The sequence below is a fragment of the Pseudoalteromonas sp. APC 3893 genome, assembly GCF_030408095.1.
In the GTDB taxonomy this organism is placed as follows: domain Bacteria; phylum Pseudomonadota; class Gammaproteobacteria; order Enterobacterales; family Alteromonadaceae; genus Pseudoalteromonas.
In genome coordinates, this window is record NZ_JASDCD010000003.1 from 219350 (window position 1) to 236846 (window position 17497).

Consider the following 17497-nt stretch of genomic DNA (forward strand, 5'->3'; position numbering starts at 1 on the left):
CATGAGTGATTCACAACATAAGTCAGCCATAGGTTTATTATATGAAGCAGGTAGAGCGCCTACCGTCTCCAGTAAAGGGTTTGGTGAGTTAGCACAACAGATAATCAAAACAGCGAAAGAAAAGGGCATATTAATTCATCAAGATGAAGCACTTGCTAAAACGCTTTCGCATTTAGAACTTGGCGAAGAGATACCTAAAGAACTCTACTACGTAATTGCTGAGCTTATTGCATTTTCATATGTACTTCGGGGTAAGTTTCCACCTGGCTGGGAAGATTTTCAAGGTAAGTTAAATATTAAAGCTTAAACGCAGTAAGTAAAAATTGAAATAGCAAAAAGGCGCTATTTAGCGCCCTTTTTGATTATGTAACGACATAAGTAATTCAGCCTCTGCACGAGGTAATTCGCATTCACGAATTATCTCTTCAATATCAGCGCCTAACTCCACCATTTTCACAGCCCGAGAATAGATTTTAGCATCAGGATCATCGTATTTCTGTGCATCTTGCTGTTGCGCTAGCTCTTGATTTCTCTGTTCAACAGCGACTAACCTTTTACCAATACTCAGCATGCCCGCACGCATTTCAGCAACTTCACTGCGTAAAATACTGTTCTGTTGCAGCGTATCTGTAAGCTGTTTTTGGCTTTTAGCCTCACCATGGGATATTTTTGTATTCAAACTATATAAAATAACAAAGCACACTAGTATTAAACCAAGTGCGCTTATAACTAAAGAGAGTAACAGCATAGTTTATCCGTCAGCATTAAATATTGCTTAACTCGTCCCACTCTTCATCGTTTAATAATTTATTTAAATCAACCAAGATCAATAGTTCACCATCACGGTTACTCACACCTTGGATAAACTTAGCACTCTCCTCTGTACCAATATTAGGCGCACTATCAATTTCCGAGCTACGTAAATAAACAACTTCAGCCACACTATCAGCCAAAATACCAATTACTTGCTCTTCAGCTTCAATAATTAATACTCTTGAGTTATCTGTAGTTTCAGCAGACATTAAACCAAAACGAGCACGAGTGTCGATCACGGTAACCACATTACCACGTAAGTTGATAATACCAAGTACATAGCTTGGCGCACCTGGTACAGGGGCTATTTCGGTATAACGCAAAATCTCTTGAACTTGCATCACATTGACGCCGTATGTTTCTGATTCCAGTTTAAATGTTACCCATTGCAATACTTCATCATTGCTATCGGCATTTTTACTGTTTGATACTAGTCTTTCTTCACTCATGCTATTACTCCGAATATCGTTACTGCTCACGGCTATCTAAGCCCTGCTCCAGTAATTGATTTAAATTTTCCACATCAATTAGGGCACACATTTTTTCTTTAATGACGCCAGCCAACCAAGGACGTTTACCAGTTTTAGCTCGCCATTTAACATCTTCTGTACGCAGGGTTATATTATTAACAAGCTTCTCAGCTAATAACCCCCACTGACTATCACCAAGAGTAATTAAATATTGATAGTTTAGTTTCTCTTCTAATTCTTGAGTGTATTTCTCTGGCATTACCCAACGAGCGGTATCAACCACATTGAGGTTTTCATCACGGTTAAGCATAACCCCTTTGAACCACTTGGGCTTACCAAACAATTGGTTCACATCGCCCAATTGATGAATGCCACCCAATGACTTAAGGGGCACAGCTAATGTGAGCCCTGCCACTTCGAAAAATAACGCCTGGAATTCACCGTCAAAATAATCCTGCTGTCGCTCAATCGGTGTTTTAGCATGTTTAGCTAGAGCATCACAGGCAATATTATCTATATCTTTGATTTTAGCTTGAACTTGCGGTTTCTCAAGCGCTGTTTTGGTATCTTGTGGTATTTCTTGGGGTTCTTCAAGGGCGTGCTCTTGAACAATTACCTGCTTAGCAGCTTTTGCTGGCATCTGAGCCTGCTTTTGAACTGGCCCAACTTGTTCAAGTAATTTTGCGACAGGTTCTAAGTTTGTATTCTCATCTTCCTCGCACAGCAGAGCGCCCAAGTACTGGGTCATCACTTTTTCATTAGCAAACAATTGTTTACTCATTAATTAACCTTGCTCAATCAAATAATCTAATAACGCACGATAGGCAAATACACCACGTGAACGAGGGCAAAATTGAATTGGCACTTGTTGTGCTAAGCTTGCATCTCGAAATTTGGTATCGACAGGTATAACACCTGGCCAAACTTTATCATTATACGTTTTTTGCAACGTTTTATATGCTTCTAACGACGCATTTGTGCGCTTATCGTACATTGTTGGGATGATGGTATATTGATACTGCTTTGATTGCGAGCTTTGCATCAATTCCATTGTACGCATCATACGATCTAAACCCTTTAAGGCTAAAAATTCAGTTTGTACTGGCACTAAAATACGTTCACTCGCTGCCAGTGCATTAACCATTAACACCCCTAAAACAGGTGGGCAATCCAAGATTGCATAGTCATAATGCTCACTGATTTTGGCTAACGCTTTTTTTAAAATAAGCCCCATACCAGTTTTATTGCCCATACTGCGATCAAGGGTAGCAATGGCCATTGCCGCAGGCATTATATCTAAATTAGCAATATTTGACGGACACAGTGATTGCAGTATTTCTTCACTTTGCATGGTATTGCCGCGAGCGAATATATCATAAACACTGACTTCTAAATCTTCAGAATCGATACCAAAATAGTAAGTCAAAGAGGCATGCGGATCAGTGTCTATCAATAACACACGCTTTCCCTGCAATGCTAATGTACCAGCAAGGCTTACCGCAGTTGTTGTTTTACCTACGCCACCTTTTTGATTCGCCACCGTCCAAATTTTCACATCACACCTTATTATTGTTCATTGCGCGTTGTAATTCGTATACCGCCATGTGGTAATTGAATTACTTTAATCGTGTTATCGTCCGAAGGCAATTCAATTACTTCAGGTTCAGCTTTTTCTTCTTCAAGATCCCCTTCTCGGGGCGTTTCTTGCTCTGGTAAGCCATACTTAGATAATGCAACCACTACTTTTCTATTCTCAGCGCGGCCTTGCTCTGTACTATTATCTGCAAATGGCGAATATTGCCCGTAGCCTTCAATAGCCATTCTAGCTGGGTTAATTCCCAGAGATTCAAGTTCAACTAAAATTGAGGTTGCCCGCGCAACAGAAAGCTCCCAGTTAGAGCGAAATATTTCGTTTCGAATTGTTTCGTTATCTGTGTACCCACGCACTCTGACATAATTATCAACCGGTGCGATAATATCGTTAACCATACCAATCACGGTTTTAGCGCGACTATGTGCAACCGCACTGCCGCTTGAAAATAACATGCCTGAGCTCAGCTCTATGATCAGCCAGTCTTGGTGCAGCTCTAGGCTCGCCTCACCATCGCGAATTTCGTCAATCAGCGCTGATTGTAATTTGGTTAATAAGCTATCTAAAGGCTTGCCTAAATGCTTTTGTTTGATATTACTGGTATCGCTTTGCCCATCAAGTAGCTCTGGACCTGCTTCTTGCTTTTGGATACTTTCACCATATAGCAACTCTTTTTCTGGGCTAACTCTATCAGTTAATAAACCTGTCCCCGTCACACCGGTGCCCTCTTGACTATGCTGACGCGCAGATTGATCGAATACTTGCTCTAATGAGTCTGATAAAATTTGAAAGCTTTCTTCTTTATTAATAGCAATTGCATACATCACCACAAAAAACGCAAACATAATAGTCATGTAATCTGCATAGGAGACTAACCAACGCTCTGTGTGCTGATTGTTGCTAGGTTGATGACGAAGTCGGCGACGGATCATAAATTAATTGGCTAATAGATTAGGTCGTTCAACTCGGTAAGCTTCTAGTTTTAGCTCAATATTAGCAGGGCTATCGCCTTGGCTGATGGCTATAATTCCTTCCGCGAGTAGCTCATGAAACAACATTTTTTGCTCAACTTGTTGCTTTAATTTATTTGCCATAGGTAAAAACAATAAGTTTGCTAAACCAACACCATAAATTGTCGCTATAAACGCAGTAGCCACCCCGGCGCCTAGCTTTTGCGGCTCGGTAATGAATGACATAGCCTGAATAAGTCCAAGTACTGCACCTAAAATACCAATTGTTGGGCTATAACCGCCTAAAGCTTCATAAACACGGCTTGCTTCAAGTAGTCGCTCGCGCTCTAGCAACAAATCAATTTCAAGCGTATCACGCAGCTTTTTCTCACTCACACCATCGATAAGTAAGCTGAGGCCTTTTGCTGCATAACTATCAGGGTGAGTCAGCGCCGTATCTTCAAGGGCTAAGTACCCTTCTTGGCGTGCTTTGTGGGACCAACTTTTAACCTCTTCAATGGCTGCGTCAATATCATGACGAGGGGGGAAGAAAACCCAGTAACTAATTTTTAAGGCTTTGATAAACGTGCTAACCGGAGACTGTAACATCACAGCCCCCAAGGTGCCGCCTAGTACAATGATCAGTGCAGGGCCGTTAAATAAAGCAGCAACAGCACCGCCTTCTAATGTATAGCCAAGAGCTATTGCACCTAACGCAATTACTAGCCCTAAGATTGATAGCTTATCCACAACCAATCTCACGTACTAATCGAGTAGCCACATCATTTAATGCAATACTAGCACTAGAAAGCCCTGCAGCAGCAACAGCTTGTGGCATACCATAAACCACACTGGTGCTCTCATCTTGTGCCCAAATCGTTGCACCGACTTGTTTGAGCATTCGCGCACCATCACGGCCATCTGCGCCCATTCCAGTGAGAACAACCGCCAAAACATCTCCTTGAAAAGCTTTTGCAGTACTAGCAAATGTCACATCAACACTGGGTTTATATGTGATACGCGCACTGTCATCTTCAAATACTCTTAACGTCCGATTACCACCACGCCCTTCAATTAGCATTTGTTGGCCACCAGGAGCTAAGTAAGCCGTACCTGGCATTAACTTATCACCTTGTTGCGCTTCTTTAACTTGAATTTTACACAGACCATTTAATCGTGCTGCGAATGCTGGGGTAAACGCGGCTGGCATATGTTGAATGAGTAAGATGGGGTGCGGAAAACTCGCTGGTAATCGAGTCAAAATAGTTTGTAATGCGACAGGCCCACCGGTTGACGTACCTATCGCTACAATTTGATATTTTTTACCCGAGGCACGTACTGACGCAACGCTCGTATCAGCAGGTACAGCTGATCGACTAAAACTGCGATCTGGCTGCCTAATACTCGCCCTTGGAGCTGTTTCTTTATTAACTGATGGCTTATTTATACTCGTAGTTGGGCGGCCAAATCTTGATAAACGTCTACGCCCGATTTCTTTTACTTTGTTTTGTAAAAGTTTAATCGCATCTTCGTTATTACGCGCAATATCTTCAAACTTCTTCGGTAAGAAATCTAAGGCGCCAGCATCAAGCGCGTCCAGCGTCGCGGTTGCTCCATCACGAGTCAACGACGAAAACATTAAAATAGGAGTCGGGTTTGCAGCCATGATTTCTTTCACGGCACTAATTCCATCAAGCACCGGCATCTCGACATCCATCGTGATGACATCAGGACGAAGTTGGCGCGCTTTATCGACTGCTTCACGGCCATTAACCGCAAAACCAATTACATCAATGTCCTTATCTTGTTCTAGAATTTCGCTCACCCTGCGGCGAAAAAAACTCGAATCATCAACAACTAATACTTTAACTGCCATTGGCGTACTCTTGTTAAATTTTATCTACAGGAGCCAGTGGCCCCCATAAAAAGATAAAGATTACTCTAACCTGCGTAGTATTTTAGCAAGCTTGGGACATCCAAAATCAAGGCGATACCGCCATCTGAAGTAATTGTCGCACCTGCCATACCAGGCGTCCCTTGTAAAAGAGCATCCAGTGGTTTTATAACAACTTCTTCTTGGCCGATTAATGAATCCACAACAAAGCCAACCTGCTGAGTACCGATTTGTACGATAACAACATGCCCTTGAGCTTTCCGCTGCGAGGTATCGGCGCCTTTTACAAGCCAATGTTCTAAATAGAATAATGGTATTGCTTTTTTACGCACTATGATAGTTAGTTGCCCATCAACTACATTTGTACGAGTCAGATCTAGATGGAAAATCTCATTTACCCCGGCTAACGGTAACGCAAACGTTTGCTGACCAACGACAACCATCAAGGTTGGTAGTATAGCTAATGTCAGTGGTACTTTGATTTCTAATATAGTGCCAACACCTAACTCAGATTGAATACTTACTGAGCCATTCAATTGGGTTATTTTAGTTTTTACTACATCCATGCCAACGCCACGGCCGGAAATATCTGAAATCTGTTCTTTGGTTGAAAAGCCTGGCGCAAAAATTAGATTATATGCTTCAGTATCTGACAAACGACTCGCTTGGTCATGATCAAGCACACCTTTGCTAATGGCTATTTTTTTCAGCTTCTCAGCATCCATACCTGCACCATCATCTCGAATAGTCAACAAAATATGGTCGCCTTCTTGCGAAGCCGATAAAGTAACCGTACCTGTTCTTGGTTTACCCGCGGCCTCACGTACGTCAGGCATTTCAATTCCGTGGTCGACCGAGTTTCGCACTAAGTGAACAAGAGGATCTGCAAGCGCTTCAACTAAGTTTTTATCTAAATCTGTTTCTTCACCCACTAACAATAAGTTAATATCTTTTTTTAAGCTACGCGCTAAATCACGGACTACGCGTGGAAAACGACCAAACACTTTTTTGATTGGTTGCATGCGGGTTTTCATTACCGCACCTTGTAAATCGGCAGTCACAACATCTAAATTAGAGATTGCTTTGCCCATCACTTCATTATTTGTGTTAGTCGCTAAACTTACTAATCGATTACGCACTAATACAAGTTCACCAACCATATTCATGATTTGATCTAAGCGCTTCGTATCAACCCTCACGGTTGTTTCAGCTTGAGGTGGAGCATGTTTTTTAGCTGTACCTGCTGCTGGCGCAGGTGCCTTATTTTCAACGGGTTTTGATGCTGCTGGTTGAGGCTTGCTTACTTGTGCAGGTTTTTCAACCTTTGCTTCAGGTTTTTTCGCTTCTGTAGCAGGCTTCGGTGCATCATCTTCTACACTACTCGCAGTAAGCGCTTTAGGAGCAGTACCTTTGCCATGTAATTCATCTAGTAGTGCTTCAAATTCGTCATCGCTGATTTCATCGTCTGATGCTGAGCTTGCCGCTACACTTTTCACTTCAGCTGTTGTAGCTGCTTCAATAGGTTCTTCTTGCGCTGGAGCAGGATTTACCGCACCAAAGTTACCTACCCCATGTAGTTCATCGAGTAAACTGTCAAATTCATCATCGGTAATATCGCTGCTACTGGCATTATCTTGAGGCGCAGCGCTTGTATTCGCTATCGGACTCTGACCTTTACCGTGGAGTTCATCTAATAAGCTTTCAAACTCATCTTCGGTGATCTCATCAATTTGTGCTTCTTCTGGCTTGTCGTCAACTTGGCCATTGAACAACATATCAAAAGCAAAAGGGTCATCTTCATCGATTGCTGAATCAGCATCTTCGACGAGCGCTTCAGACTCTTGCGCTGGCGCGCTTGACGCTTGCTCTTCATCGGCACTAGGCGGTTGACTTAACTTATGTAATATAGCGAGTAATTCAGGATCGGCGGGTTCTGGTTGTTCGCGATTTTGTATTGTCGCAAACATTTCATTAATTGTATCGAGCGCTTGTAATATTACATCCATGAGCTCTGAGTTAACTTTTCGAACGCCCTGACGCAGTAAATCAAATACGTTCTCTGCACCATGACAGGCATCTACCAGCTCTGTCATACTTAAGAAACCCGCACCACCTTTTACGGTATGAAAACCACGGAAAATAGCATTTAGTAACTCGGTATCATCTGGATTATTTTCAAGTTCTACTAGCTGTTCTGATAAAAGCTCAAGAATTTCTCCAGCTTCAACTAGGAAATCTTGTAAAATATCTTCATCGACTTCAAAGCTCATGCAGTGCTCTCCTCTTAGAAGCCCAAACTTGACAGTAAATCGTCAACATCATCTTGCCCATTGACAACATCATCTCGCGACTCTTTATCAATAATTGGCCCTTCTGGACCTGCTAATGTCGTTTTTGCAGGCGGTATTTCTTCTATAGCTGCTATTCTAGTTTTAGCTTCGTCAATTTCATGACTACCAAATGCAGTCAATAAATGTATTAAACTATCTTCAACTTCTCTAACTAAATCAATTACGCGGCGGATCACTTGCCCTGTTAAGTCTTGATAATCTTGCGCCATTAACACATTAGTCATTAGACCTTGCAGTTCGTCGGTCTTAGTGTGGGAGTGGTTCATGAATTTATCTAAACTATGACACAGTGACTTAAATTCACCGAGCTCAATTTCACGACTCATTAAACGGTCCCAAGTCGGCTTTATCTGGGCGATTTCATCAGCCAACTCTTGTGCTATTGGCAAGCTAGCTTCAACTGCATCCATGGTTTTATTAGCAGCATTTTCTGTCATTTCCATAACATAATTTAAACGCTGCTTTGCGTCAGGAATTGCATCAGTTGTTAAGTCTGAGAGCCGCGTATCGAGTTCAAAATTCTTTAGCGCGTCATGAAGTTGGCGGGTTAATTTACCAACTTCAGCAAAAAGTTCTGATTGCTCTTTTGTCGCCGCATCAAGGATGAGCTGATCAGCTTTGTCTTGCTCACCGTTTTCAAGGTGAACAACAAGCTGACGGGCTTGTTCTAAAGTGATCTGAGGCGCAGCAGGTGCTGACATAAGCCTCTCCTATTAATTAGCCTAGGCGCTCAAACACTTTTTCCAATTTGGTTTTAAGTGTTGCAGCAGTAAAAGGTTTTACGATGTAGCCATTAACGCCGGCTTGAGCAGCAGCAACAATTTGTTCTTTTTTAGCTTCTGCCGTTACCATCAGCACAGGGATATGTTTAAGCGTGTCATCAGCTCTGATTGCACGTAATAAATCAATACCTTGCATACCTGGCATATTCCAATCAGTCACTACGAAATCAAATTCTTGATTTTGTAGCATTGGTAAAGCTGTTGAACCATCATCAGCTTCTTGCACATTAGTAAAACCTAAATCTCTTAACAGATTTTTGATAATACGTCTCATCGTCGAAAAATCATCAACAACAAGAATTTTCATGTTTTTATCCAAAACATCCTCCGGTGAGGTCTGAACCTATATTTACTTACTTCTAATTTATCCAGTCATTGATTTTTGCTTTTAGCTTAATCATCGCCTGACCATGTATCTGGCTCACACGCGACTCGCTAACATCGAGTATGTGCCCAATTTCTTTTAAATTCATTTCATCGTTGTAATAGAGCGAAAGAACAAGGCCGTCACGCTCTGGTAGCGACTTAATTGCTGCTAACAAGGATTCATTAAAACGTTCATTCTTAACGTTATTAAAGGGCTTGTCCAGTGCTAAGTCTTGCCCAACTGGGGTTATAACATCTTCATCAACCCCTAAGTCTTCGATACCCAGAACTTTGCTTGAGTTTACATCACTTAGAATATGATGGTACTCATCTAGCGTAATATCAAGTTTTTCAGCAACTTCACTATCTTTAGGCTCACGATTATATTTACTTTCTAGTTCTGTAATTGCTTCTGCAACCATACGGCTATTGCGATGTACTGAACGAGGGGCCCAATCACCACGGCGCATTTCATCAAGCATTGCACCACGAATGCGAATACCTGCAAAGGTCTCAAAACTGGCACCTTTTGCAGCATCAAAGTTTTTCGACGCTTCAATTAAACCTATCATGCCTGATTGAATTAAATCATCTAGCTGTACACTCGGTGGGAAACGTGCAATTAGATGACACGCCACTTTCTTCACCAGCGACGCGTGCTTTTCAACTATTGCATTTAAATTTGCTGTGGATTGATAGCCCATCGCTTTGCTCACCGATGCTGTCATAGTTAGCCGTTTACTAATTTTTCTATGAAAAACTCTAAATGGCCTGATGGTTGATTAGGTATTGGCCATTTAACTGCTTTTGTCGCCAAAGTTTTAAAAGCAACTGCCGCTGGAGAATTTGGAAATAATTCAACAATTACTTTTTGGCGGCGGGTAGATTTACGCATGTTTTCATCGTAAGGAACGGTAGCAACCAACTCCATAGAGACATCTAAAAATCGGTCAGTTACTTTAGATAATTTAGCAAATAGTTCATGGCCTTCACGCATGCTACGCACCATATTAGCAACTATTTTAAATTTATAAACACCATGCTCACGACTAAGGACCTTTATGAGGGCATAAGCATCGGTGATTGAGGTGGGTTCGTCGCATACAACAACCATAACATCTTGTGCTGCACGGGAAAAACTCAACACCATATCAGAAATACCAGCAGCGGTATCAACAATTAAAATATCAAATTCAGTGTTTAACTCGCTAAAAGCACGGATAAGACCAGCATGCTCAGATGGCGATAATTCCACCATGCTTTGTGAGCCGGACGTTGCGGGAACTATTTTTATCCCTGCGGGGCCTTCGACTAAAATTTCATCTAACTCGCATTCACCCGATAAAACATGGGATAAGTTACGCTCAACACGTAAACCTAGCATCACATCACAATTTGCTAAACCTAAATCGGCATCCAGTACTAAAACTCTATTGCCTAGCTGGCCAAGCGCGATTGCAGTGTTTAATGACACGTTGGTTTTACCAACTCCGCCTTTACCACCGGTAACAGCGATAACTTTTACACCGTTATTATTGTTTTGACTCATTTTTCGCAGGCCACTTGCTTGATCTAATACTGTGTTAATCATACATCCCTACTGTGCTTGACGCCACTGCTTGACGTCGTGAATGTTGTGCTTTTGTTCTTTTTAAATACAATTGTTCAGCTTTTTTTACTAATTTTTCTGAATTAGCGACACGAATGTCCTCAGGAACACGCTGGCCGTTAGTAAGATACCCTATTGGAAGGCGATTTTGAATCGCTACGCTAATAATCTCACCTAAACTTAGCGACTCATCCAATTTGGTGAAAATACAGCCACTTAATTGTACTTTCTTAAAGTGTCGTACCGTTTCCTGTAACACGTTAATTTGTGCCGTTGCGCTTAAGACTAAATAATTACGAATATCCACACGTTGATTACGCATTAGCGTGTTTAATTGCTCTGTTAAACGTAAATCACGTTGGCTCATTCCCGCCGTATCAATTAATACTAGTCGTTTATTTCGTAAATGGTATAACACTTCTGCTAATTCGTTAGCATCTTTAACTTGTTTTACGCCACAGCCAATTATACGACCATACGTCGCAAGCTGCTCATAAGCACCTATACGGTAGGTATCGGTTGTGATCAGCGCGACTTTATCTGCGCCATATTTTTGCGCGCCCAGTGCGGCTAACTTAGCAACCGTGGTAGTTTTACCAACGCCAGTAGGCCCCACTAATGCGTATACACCACCTTGACGAAGTATTTCGTTATTCGTTGTATGCATTTGGTTTTCAACCATTTGCAGTAGCGCCTGCCATGCTTGTTGGCGAGAAACATCATCAGGAATAAAACACGCCATTTGCTCGGCTACATCATGCTCTATGCCCATACCAACTAAACGGTCAATCATACAAGCTCGTGTTGGATCACGCCGTGCCATATCTTGTTGCATTAAACCTGACACTTGGTGTTCAAGCAGTTGACGAATCGCATTCATTTCATCACGCATTGACGAAATTTCGTCACTTTTGCCATTCCCTGTAGCTGCCTGAGAGTGTAAAGGGGTGTCTAAATCATCAAAGCCACTTTCTAACTCGTCATCAAAACCTAAGCTGTGTGCTTGAGTATGTGCTTTATTTGTCGTTTCACGGCGAGCAAACTCTGGGTGTGCTTGCGGTTCACCTGCTCTATAATGTGCTTGATCTGGCTGTGGCTGTTGCTGCGGCTTACCCTGATATTGAGTTGAAGTATCAATACCCGATTGGCTAAACATAGACGCAAGCTCTGGTGATTTAGGTTGTGGTGACTGACGTTCTAATAAAGCTTGTAGGCTATCAGCAACCGCAGCTTGTGGCTCTTGCTGAGCACGTTGCGGCGCAGGTTTTACAAAGTTCGGATTTCTTTGCGCTTGAGCCGCGGCAGGTTGTGGTGCTGATTCTTTTGGTGCAGACTTGTCATAATCAACAGCAGCAACAATTTCAACGCCATTAGCTAGCTTTTTATTTGACATAATTACTGCATCTACACCAAGTTCATCTTTAACTTCTTTTAGTGCGGTACGCATATCTTTAGCAAAAAAACGTTTTATTTTCATGGTTCACAACCCTTTTAAAATCCGATTATTGGCCTACTGAGCTAACAATCTTGATCTGTCTTTCATCTGGTACCTCTTGATAAGACATCACTCTCAAACCTGGAATGGTGTACTTAACAAATCGAGATAACACAGTGCGTAACATTCCTGATGTTAGCAATATCGAAGGTTCACCGGCCATTTCTTGATTCTGATGCGCTTCGTTTAATGATTGTTGAAGTCGCTCAGCAAGTCCTGGCTCTATTCCGGCACCTTCGTCGCCTGCATTCTGAAGTGACTGATGCAACATCTGTTCCAACTCAGGCGCCAAGGTTATGACAGGTATTTCAGACGACATACCAACCGCATCTTGAACGATTAACCTACGCAATGAAATTCGCACTGCAGCCGTTAATACGTCAGGGTCTTGGCTACGAGGACCATACTCAACTAGGGTTTGTACAATTGAGCGCATATCGCGAATTGCTACGCCTTCATTTAATAAATTTTGCAGGACTTTAACCACGGTTGTGAGTGGTAATACATCTGGCACTAAGCCTTCGACTAAACGAGGGTGGCTTTTAGCTAACATATCTAATAGATTTTGTACTTCTTCGTGACCAAGTAGTAATGCAGCACTGTTAGTAAGTAATTGACTGATATGAGTAGCCACGACAGTCGCTGAATCAACCACTGTGTAGCCTAATGATTGGGCTTCATCTTTTTGATTTGGCTTGATCCACACCGCATCTAAGCCAAACGCAGGATCTTTAGTTTCAATGCCTTTAATTGGACCGAACACTTGACCTGGATTAATCGCCAGCTCATCCCCGTGTTTGAGCTCCCCTTCACCACTAGATACACCCATCATAGTGATCCTGTAAGCATTTGGGTCTAATTCGAGATTGTCACGAATATGCACCGGTGGTACTAAAAAGCCCAGCTCTTGTGATAACTTTTTACGCACTCCTTTAATTCGGTTAAGTAGCTCGCCACCTTGAGATTGATCAACAAGTGGGATCAATCTATAACCGACCTCTAAACCAATGACATCAACTTGCTGTACGTCATCCCAGCCAAGTTCTTTTTGTTCTTGTTTATTAGCAACACCGGTGCCAGCTGCCCCACCATTTGCCGCCTCTTCTTCTTTAGCTGCGGCCTCTTTAATTTTGTTTTGTTGTGTGTAATACGCAAGGTAACCAAGCAGTGCACCTAAACTTAAAAATGCAAAATGCGGCATGCCAGGTACTAAGCCCATCACAATGAGAATGCCAGAAGCGATAAATAATGACTTTTCGTTACCAAGCTGGCTTTTGAATTGATCGCCCATGTTCAGCGATTCATTTTGGCGTGTTACAACAATTGCTGTACCAATTGATAACAGTAATGAGGGTAATTGCGCTACCAAGCCATCACCAATCGTCAGCAATGTATAAACCTCCATTGCTCGGCCGAAACTCAGATCATGTTGGATCATACCTACGAATAAACCACCAATGATATTGATGATCAAAATCACGATACCCGCGATGGCATCCCCTTTTACAAACTTACTAGCACCATCCATTGAACCATAAAAATCTGCTTCACGGGTGACTTCTTCACGACGGTCTCGTGCTTGCTCTGCGCTGATAAAACCGGCGTTTAAATCGGCATCAATGGCCATTTGCTTACCCGGCATAGCGTCTAAGGTAAAACGTGCTGATACTTCTGAAATACGCCCTGCGCCTTTGGTGATTACGACAAAGTTAATAATAATCAAAATTAAGAAAACCACTAAACCAACGGCATAATTGCCACCAATAACCACCGAGCCAAAGGCCTCAATAACTTTACCTGCCGCATCTCCTCCATTGTGACCTTCAAGCAGAACTACTCGGGTACTCGCAACATTGAGCGCTAAGCGCATTATAGTTGCGATAAGCAGTACTGCGGGGAACATACCAAACTCTACAGGTTTCATGGTGTAAACAGTCACCAACAAAACCACTAAGGCAAGGGCTATATTAAACGAAAAAAGAATATCGAGTAAAAACGGCGGCAGCGGTAAAATCACCATACCTAGTGCAGCTAGCACGAGTAAAGGCGTTCCGACTCCTTTGGCATACTCTTTTTTATCTTTATTAAGTTGTTGTAATACAGCTTTAAAATCCATAACTCACAATTTCAAAAAATTGACACTGCACGGAATTTGCAATAACTATTCCAAGTTATTGCAAAGCTAAAATTAAGCAGGACTAGTATTTATAAGCGTCTGGAATAGGAAGCTTTTTATTGAGCTCAGTTGGGCGCTTACCACGGCCTTTTTGAAAGCGCTTAAGTTGAAATACATAAGCGAGTACTTGTGCAACCGCGGTAAACAGTTGATCTGGTATTTGGTCACCAACTTCTGCGGTGTGATACAGCGCTCGAGTTAACATAGGTGATTCAACCAATGGTACTTCGTTGCCTTTGGCTATTTTACGAATTTGCATCGCCATCTCATCAACGCCTTTAGCCAGTACAATTGGCGCACCTGCACGCTCTGTATCGTATTTAAGTGCCACAGAATAATGGGTTGGGTTGGTTACTACTACATCCGCATCAGGCACGTCTTGCATCATCCTACGCTGAGACATCTGTCGTTGTGTTTGCCTAATACGCGCTTTTATTTGCGGGTCACCTTCAGAGTTTTTATATTCGTCTTTGACTTCTTGCAACGTCATTTTTAGTTCTTTGTGATGTTTATGGCTCTGGTACGGTGCATCAATCGCGGCAATAATCGTTAAAGTGCAGGTTAAGCCTAAAAACATCCACGCTAGAATCTCTAAGGCATGAATAATATTACCCGGTGCACTTTCGATACTCAGATGAAGAATCTCATCAAAAAAAGTATTAATTAAAAATATGGCAAACCCTGCTACCACTGCAAACTTTAAAATCGACTTAACTAGCTCCACTCCTGCTTGCGGGCCAAACATACGCTTGATACCTTTAGCAGGTGACATTTTACTCGCCTTAGGTGCAGCGGCTTGCCAACTAAAGTTAAATCCACCGAGTAAGGTATTACCAATAACACCCGCAAGAGCAATAATAAATACAAACATTGCCATTGGAAAAACAAGCGCGTCAGCTACAGATCCCCACACCGAAAACATCTTAGTTGTGTCATAGGTTTCGTTGCGATTCAGGCTCAGCATTCGTCCCATAATATTATACAAGCCTTTACCAATTTCAGGACCATACAATAATAGTGAAATGGCAGAAAAAATAAGCACGAACATGGTACCGAGTTCTTTTGAACGCGCTACTTGTCCTTTCTTTTTCGATTCTTCAATTTTTTTCCCCGTGGGTTCTTCGGTTTTTTCTTGACCTGAATCTTCAGCCATATTGCGCTCCTAAGGTGAACAGCCCACTAAAGTACACATCAACTCAACCATTTTCAGCCACTGAAATTCAAACTGAGTGACAAAATTACCTAGTGTCGCCCAAATAATTATTAGCCCGGCAACAAGGGTAAATGGAAAACCGATAGAGAATATATTTAACTGTGGTGCTGCACGAGTCATTACCCCAAACGACATATTAATAACCAGCATTGCGGTTAACGGTGCTAAAGATAGCACCAATGCAGTTGTAAACATCCAACCGCCCCATGTCACAATATCCCAATAGTGATCAACTGCCCACCAGCTACCATCAATAGGCAGAACATTAAAACTATGCACCACCATTTGGATCATCATTAGATGGCCGTTAAAAACAAAGAATAATAACGTCGCTAAAATTAAATAGAACTGACCAACCGCAGGTACGCTCATACCATTTGATGGGTCAACAACGGAGGCAAAACCTAAGCCGGTTTGCATTGCTAGAATTTGCCCCGCTAACACAAAGGTATTGAGCATGAGTAATGATGCAAATCCAATAGCGACCCCTATCAGCATTTGCTGAATCACCACTAACACCATTTGAAAGGAAAACAGATTATTAAAACTTGCAGGAGGAAGTACTGGCACCACTAAAAATGTAATAACCACCGCCAAGCCCATTTTTATTCGGGTAGGGACATTTTTAGCACCAATACCTGCCATAATCATGATCATCGAGCTAATACGTACTAATGGCAGTAAAAAATCACTGAGCCATTGAATAATAACCGAAAACGGAAATTCCATATTAGCCTGCGATTTCAGGGATGATCATGATTAAACGGGTAAAAAAGTCCATTAACTCCTGAGTTAGCCAATGACCACCAAAAATAAGTGCACTAATGGTAATTAATAAACGTGGTAAAAAGCTTAATGTTTGCTCATTGATAGACGTTGCTGCCTGAAATACCGCAACAACTAAACCAACGAGTAGACCGGGAACAACAATAGCTGAAACCAACTTAATTACTAAAAATAATGCATCGCTGAGTATATCAACAAAAATTTCCGGTTCCATGGCTCCCTCCTAGTTTTGCTTCAACGTCGATAAAAACAACATAGCCTAAGCCCCGAGTCCGAAACTTTTTGCTAAGGTGCCCATTACAAGACCCCAACCATCAACCAAAACAAACAACATAATCTTAAAAGGTAAAGATACGATCATCGGCGATAGCATCATCATACCCATTGCCATTAATACAGAGGCCACCACTAAATCCACGATTAAAAACGGAATGAAAAACATAAAACCGATTATAAAAGCGGTTTGCAACTCACTAGTTACAAAAGCAGGAATGAGGACAATCATTGGCGTATCTTCAGGTGAATTAAGCTGCTCATACCCTGCTATTTTGGCGAATGTTTCTAAATCTTTAATACGCACTTGTGACAGCATAAATGCTTTCATCGGCTCTTTAGCAAGTTCTAACGCTTGTACCGATGTAACCTGTTCATTCATATAAGGCTCTATAGCTTGCTCATTCACTTTTTGATACACAGGCGCCATAATGAAAATACTTAAGAATAAAGACATACCCAATAATATTTGATTTGATGGGGTTTGTTGTAAACCTATTGCTTGGCGTAAAATAGCCAGTACCACAATAATTCGCGTAAAAGAAGTCATCATGATCACGGCCGCAGGAATAAAGCTCAGCGCGGTCATGATAGCAAGTACTTGTAGTGTTACAGAGTAGTCTTGTGAGCCATCAGGATTGGTGGTGATATTAAGCGCTTCAATCCCTTCAGCATTAACTTGGGGAATAAACACTAGGGTAAAAAGTATCAGCAGCCACTTCATCATA

General features: G+C 41.9%; 19 protein-coding genes. 1 reads left to right on the forward strand and 18 read right to left on the reverse strand.

What is annotated here, in order from left to right; all coding sequences use genetic code 11:
- The first annotated feature begins 1 nt into the window (after position 1).
- Positions 2–307: an EscU/YscU/HrcU family type III secretion system export apparatus switch protein gene (locus QMA12_RS07035; protein WP_087530856.1), complete on the forward strand. Its 306-nt coding sequence runs from the start codon at positions 2–4 to the stop codon at positions 305–307.
- 39 nt (positions 308–346) lie between these two features.
- Here QMA12_RS07035 and QMA12_RS07040 read toward each other — a convergent pair whose 3' ends face one another.
- The 18 genes from QMA12_RS07040 to fliP all read right to left on the reverse strand — a co-directional run bounded on the left by QMA12_RS07040 (position 347) and on the right by fliP (position 17496).
- Positions 347–748: a DUF2802 domain-containing protein gene (locus QMA12_RS07040; protein ID WP_290209670.1), complete on the reverse strand. Its 402-nt coding sequence runs from the start codon at positions 746–748 to the stop codon at positions 347–349.
- 16 nt (positions 749–764) lie between these two features.
- Positions 765–1262, reverse strand: a complete 498-nt coding sequence (locus QMA12_RS07045) for a chemotaxis protein CheW (protein ID WP_290209672.1) — start codon at positions 1260–1262, stop codon at positions 765–767.
- A 19-nt stretch (positions 1263–1281) separates the two neighbouring features.
- Positions 1282–2064, reverse strand: a complete 783-nt coding sequence (locus tag QMA12_RS07050; RefSeq protein ID WP_290209673.1) for a CheW domain-containing protein — start codon at positions 2062–2064, stop codon at positions 1282–1284.
- A 3-nt stretch (positions 2065–2067) separates the two neighbouring features.
- Entirely contained in the window at positions 2068–2838 is a 771-nt protein-coding gene (locus tag QMA12_RS07055; RefSeq protein WP_290209675.1) for a ParA family protein, read from the reverse strand.
- An 11-nt stretch (positions 2839–2849) separates the two neighbouring features.
- Positions 2850–3806 (reverse strand): flagellar motor protein MotB, encoded by a 957-nt coding sequence (locus tag QMA12_RS07060; protein ID WP_087530861.1) that lies wholly within the window; start codon positions 3804–3806, stop codon positions 2850–2852.
- A gap of 3 nt (positions 3807–3809) precedes the next feature.
- Positions 3810–4574 carry a flagellar motor protein gene (locus QMA12_RS07065; RefSeq protein WP_290209677.1) on the reverse strand — a complete coding sequence of 255 codons (765 nt, stop codon included), beginning with the start codon at positions 4572–4574 and terminating at the stop codon, positions 3810–3812.
- Positions 4567–5700, reverse strand: coding sequence for a chemotaxis response regulator protein-glutamate methylesterase (locus QMA12_RS07070; protein WP_290209679.1), 1134 nt, complete (start codon positions 5698–5700; stop codon positions 4567–4569). Before QMA12_RS07070 ends, QMA12_RS07065 begins: the two co-directional genes overlap by 8 nt.
- A gap of 65 nt (positions 5701–5765) precedes the next feature.
- Positions 5766–7988 carry a chemotaxis protein CheA gene (locus QMA12_RS07075; protein WP_087530864.1) on the reverse strand — a complete coding sequence of 741 codons (2223 nt, stop codon included), beginning with the start codon at positions 7986–7988 and terminating at the stop codon, positions 5766–5768.
- 14 nt (positions 7989–8002) lie between these two features.
- On the reverse strand, positions 8003–8770 hold the full coding sequence (locus QMA12_RS07080; RefSeq protein WP_290210847.1) for a protein phosphatase CheZ: 768 nt from the start codon (positions 8768–8770) through the stop codon (positions 8003–8005).
- Positions 8771–8786: 16 nt separating this feature from the next.
- Positions 8787–9170: a chemotaxis response regulator CheY gene (gene cheY, locus QMA12_RS07085; RefSeq protein WP_054203298.1), complete on the reverse strand. Its 384-nt coding sequence runs from the start codon at positions 9168–9170 to the stop codon at positions 8787–8789.
- Positions 9171–9210: 40 nt separating this feature from the next.
- On the reverse strand, positions 9211–9921 hold the full coding sequence (locus QMA12_RS07090) for an RNA polymerase sigma factor FliA (RefSeq protein ID WP_087530943.1): 711 nt from the start codon (positions 9919–9921) through the stop codon (positions 9211–9213).
- A gap of 26 nt (positions 9922–9947) precedes the next feature.
- The gene (locus QMA12_RS07095) at positions 9948–10808 is read right to left on the reverse strand and encodes a MinD/ParA family protein (RefSeq protein ID WP_087530867.1); all 861 of its coding nucleotides are present in this window, start codon (positions 10806–10808) and stop codon (positions 9948–9950) included.
- Positions 10801–12303 (reverse strand): flagellar biosynthesis protein FlhF, encoded by a 1503-nt coding sequence (flhF, locus tag QMA12_RS07100; protein ID WP_290210848.1) that lies wholly within the window; start codon positions 12301–12303, stop codon positions 10801–10803. Before flhF ends, QMA12_RS07095 begins: the two co-directional genes overlap by 8 nt.
- Positions 12304–12328: 25 nt before the next feature.
- Positions 12329–14437 (reverse strand): flagellar biosynthesis protein FlhA, encoded by a 2109-nt coding sequence (gene flhA, locus QMA12_RS07105; protein WP_290210849.1) that lies wholly within the window; start codon positions 14435–14437, stop codon positions 12329–12331.
- An 82-nt stretch (positions 14438–14519) separates the two neighbouring features.
- Positions 14520–15650: a flagellar biosynthesis protein FlhB gene (gene flhB / locus QMA12_RS07110; protein WP_290210850.1), complete on the reverse strand. Its 1131-nt coding sequence runs from the start codon at positions 15648–15650 to the stop codon at positions 14520–14522.
- Between the two features lie 9 nt (positions 15651–15659).
- Complete coding sequence (gene fliR, locus QMA12_RS07115) at positions 15660–16439, reverse strand: flagellar biosynthetic protein FliR (RefSeq protein WP_290210851.1); 780 nt, start codon at positions 16437–16439, stop codon at positions 15660–15662.
- A gap of 1 nt (position 16440) precedes the next feature.
- Complete coding sequence (fliQ, locus tag QMA12_RS07120) at positions 16441–16710, reverse strand: flagellar biosynthesis protein FliQ (RefSeq protein ID WP_087530872.1); 270 nt, start codon at positions 16708–16710, stop codon at positions 16441–16443.
- A 45-nt stretch (positions 16711–16755) separates the two neighbouring features.
- Positions 16756–17496 (reverse strand): flagellar type III secretion system pore protein FliP, encoded by a 741-nt coding sequence (gene fliP, locus QMA12_RS07125; RefSeq protein ID WP_290210853.1) that lies wholly within the window; start codon positions 17494–17496, stop codon positions 16756–16758.
- Position 17497 lies beyond the last annotated feature (1 nt).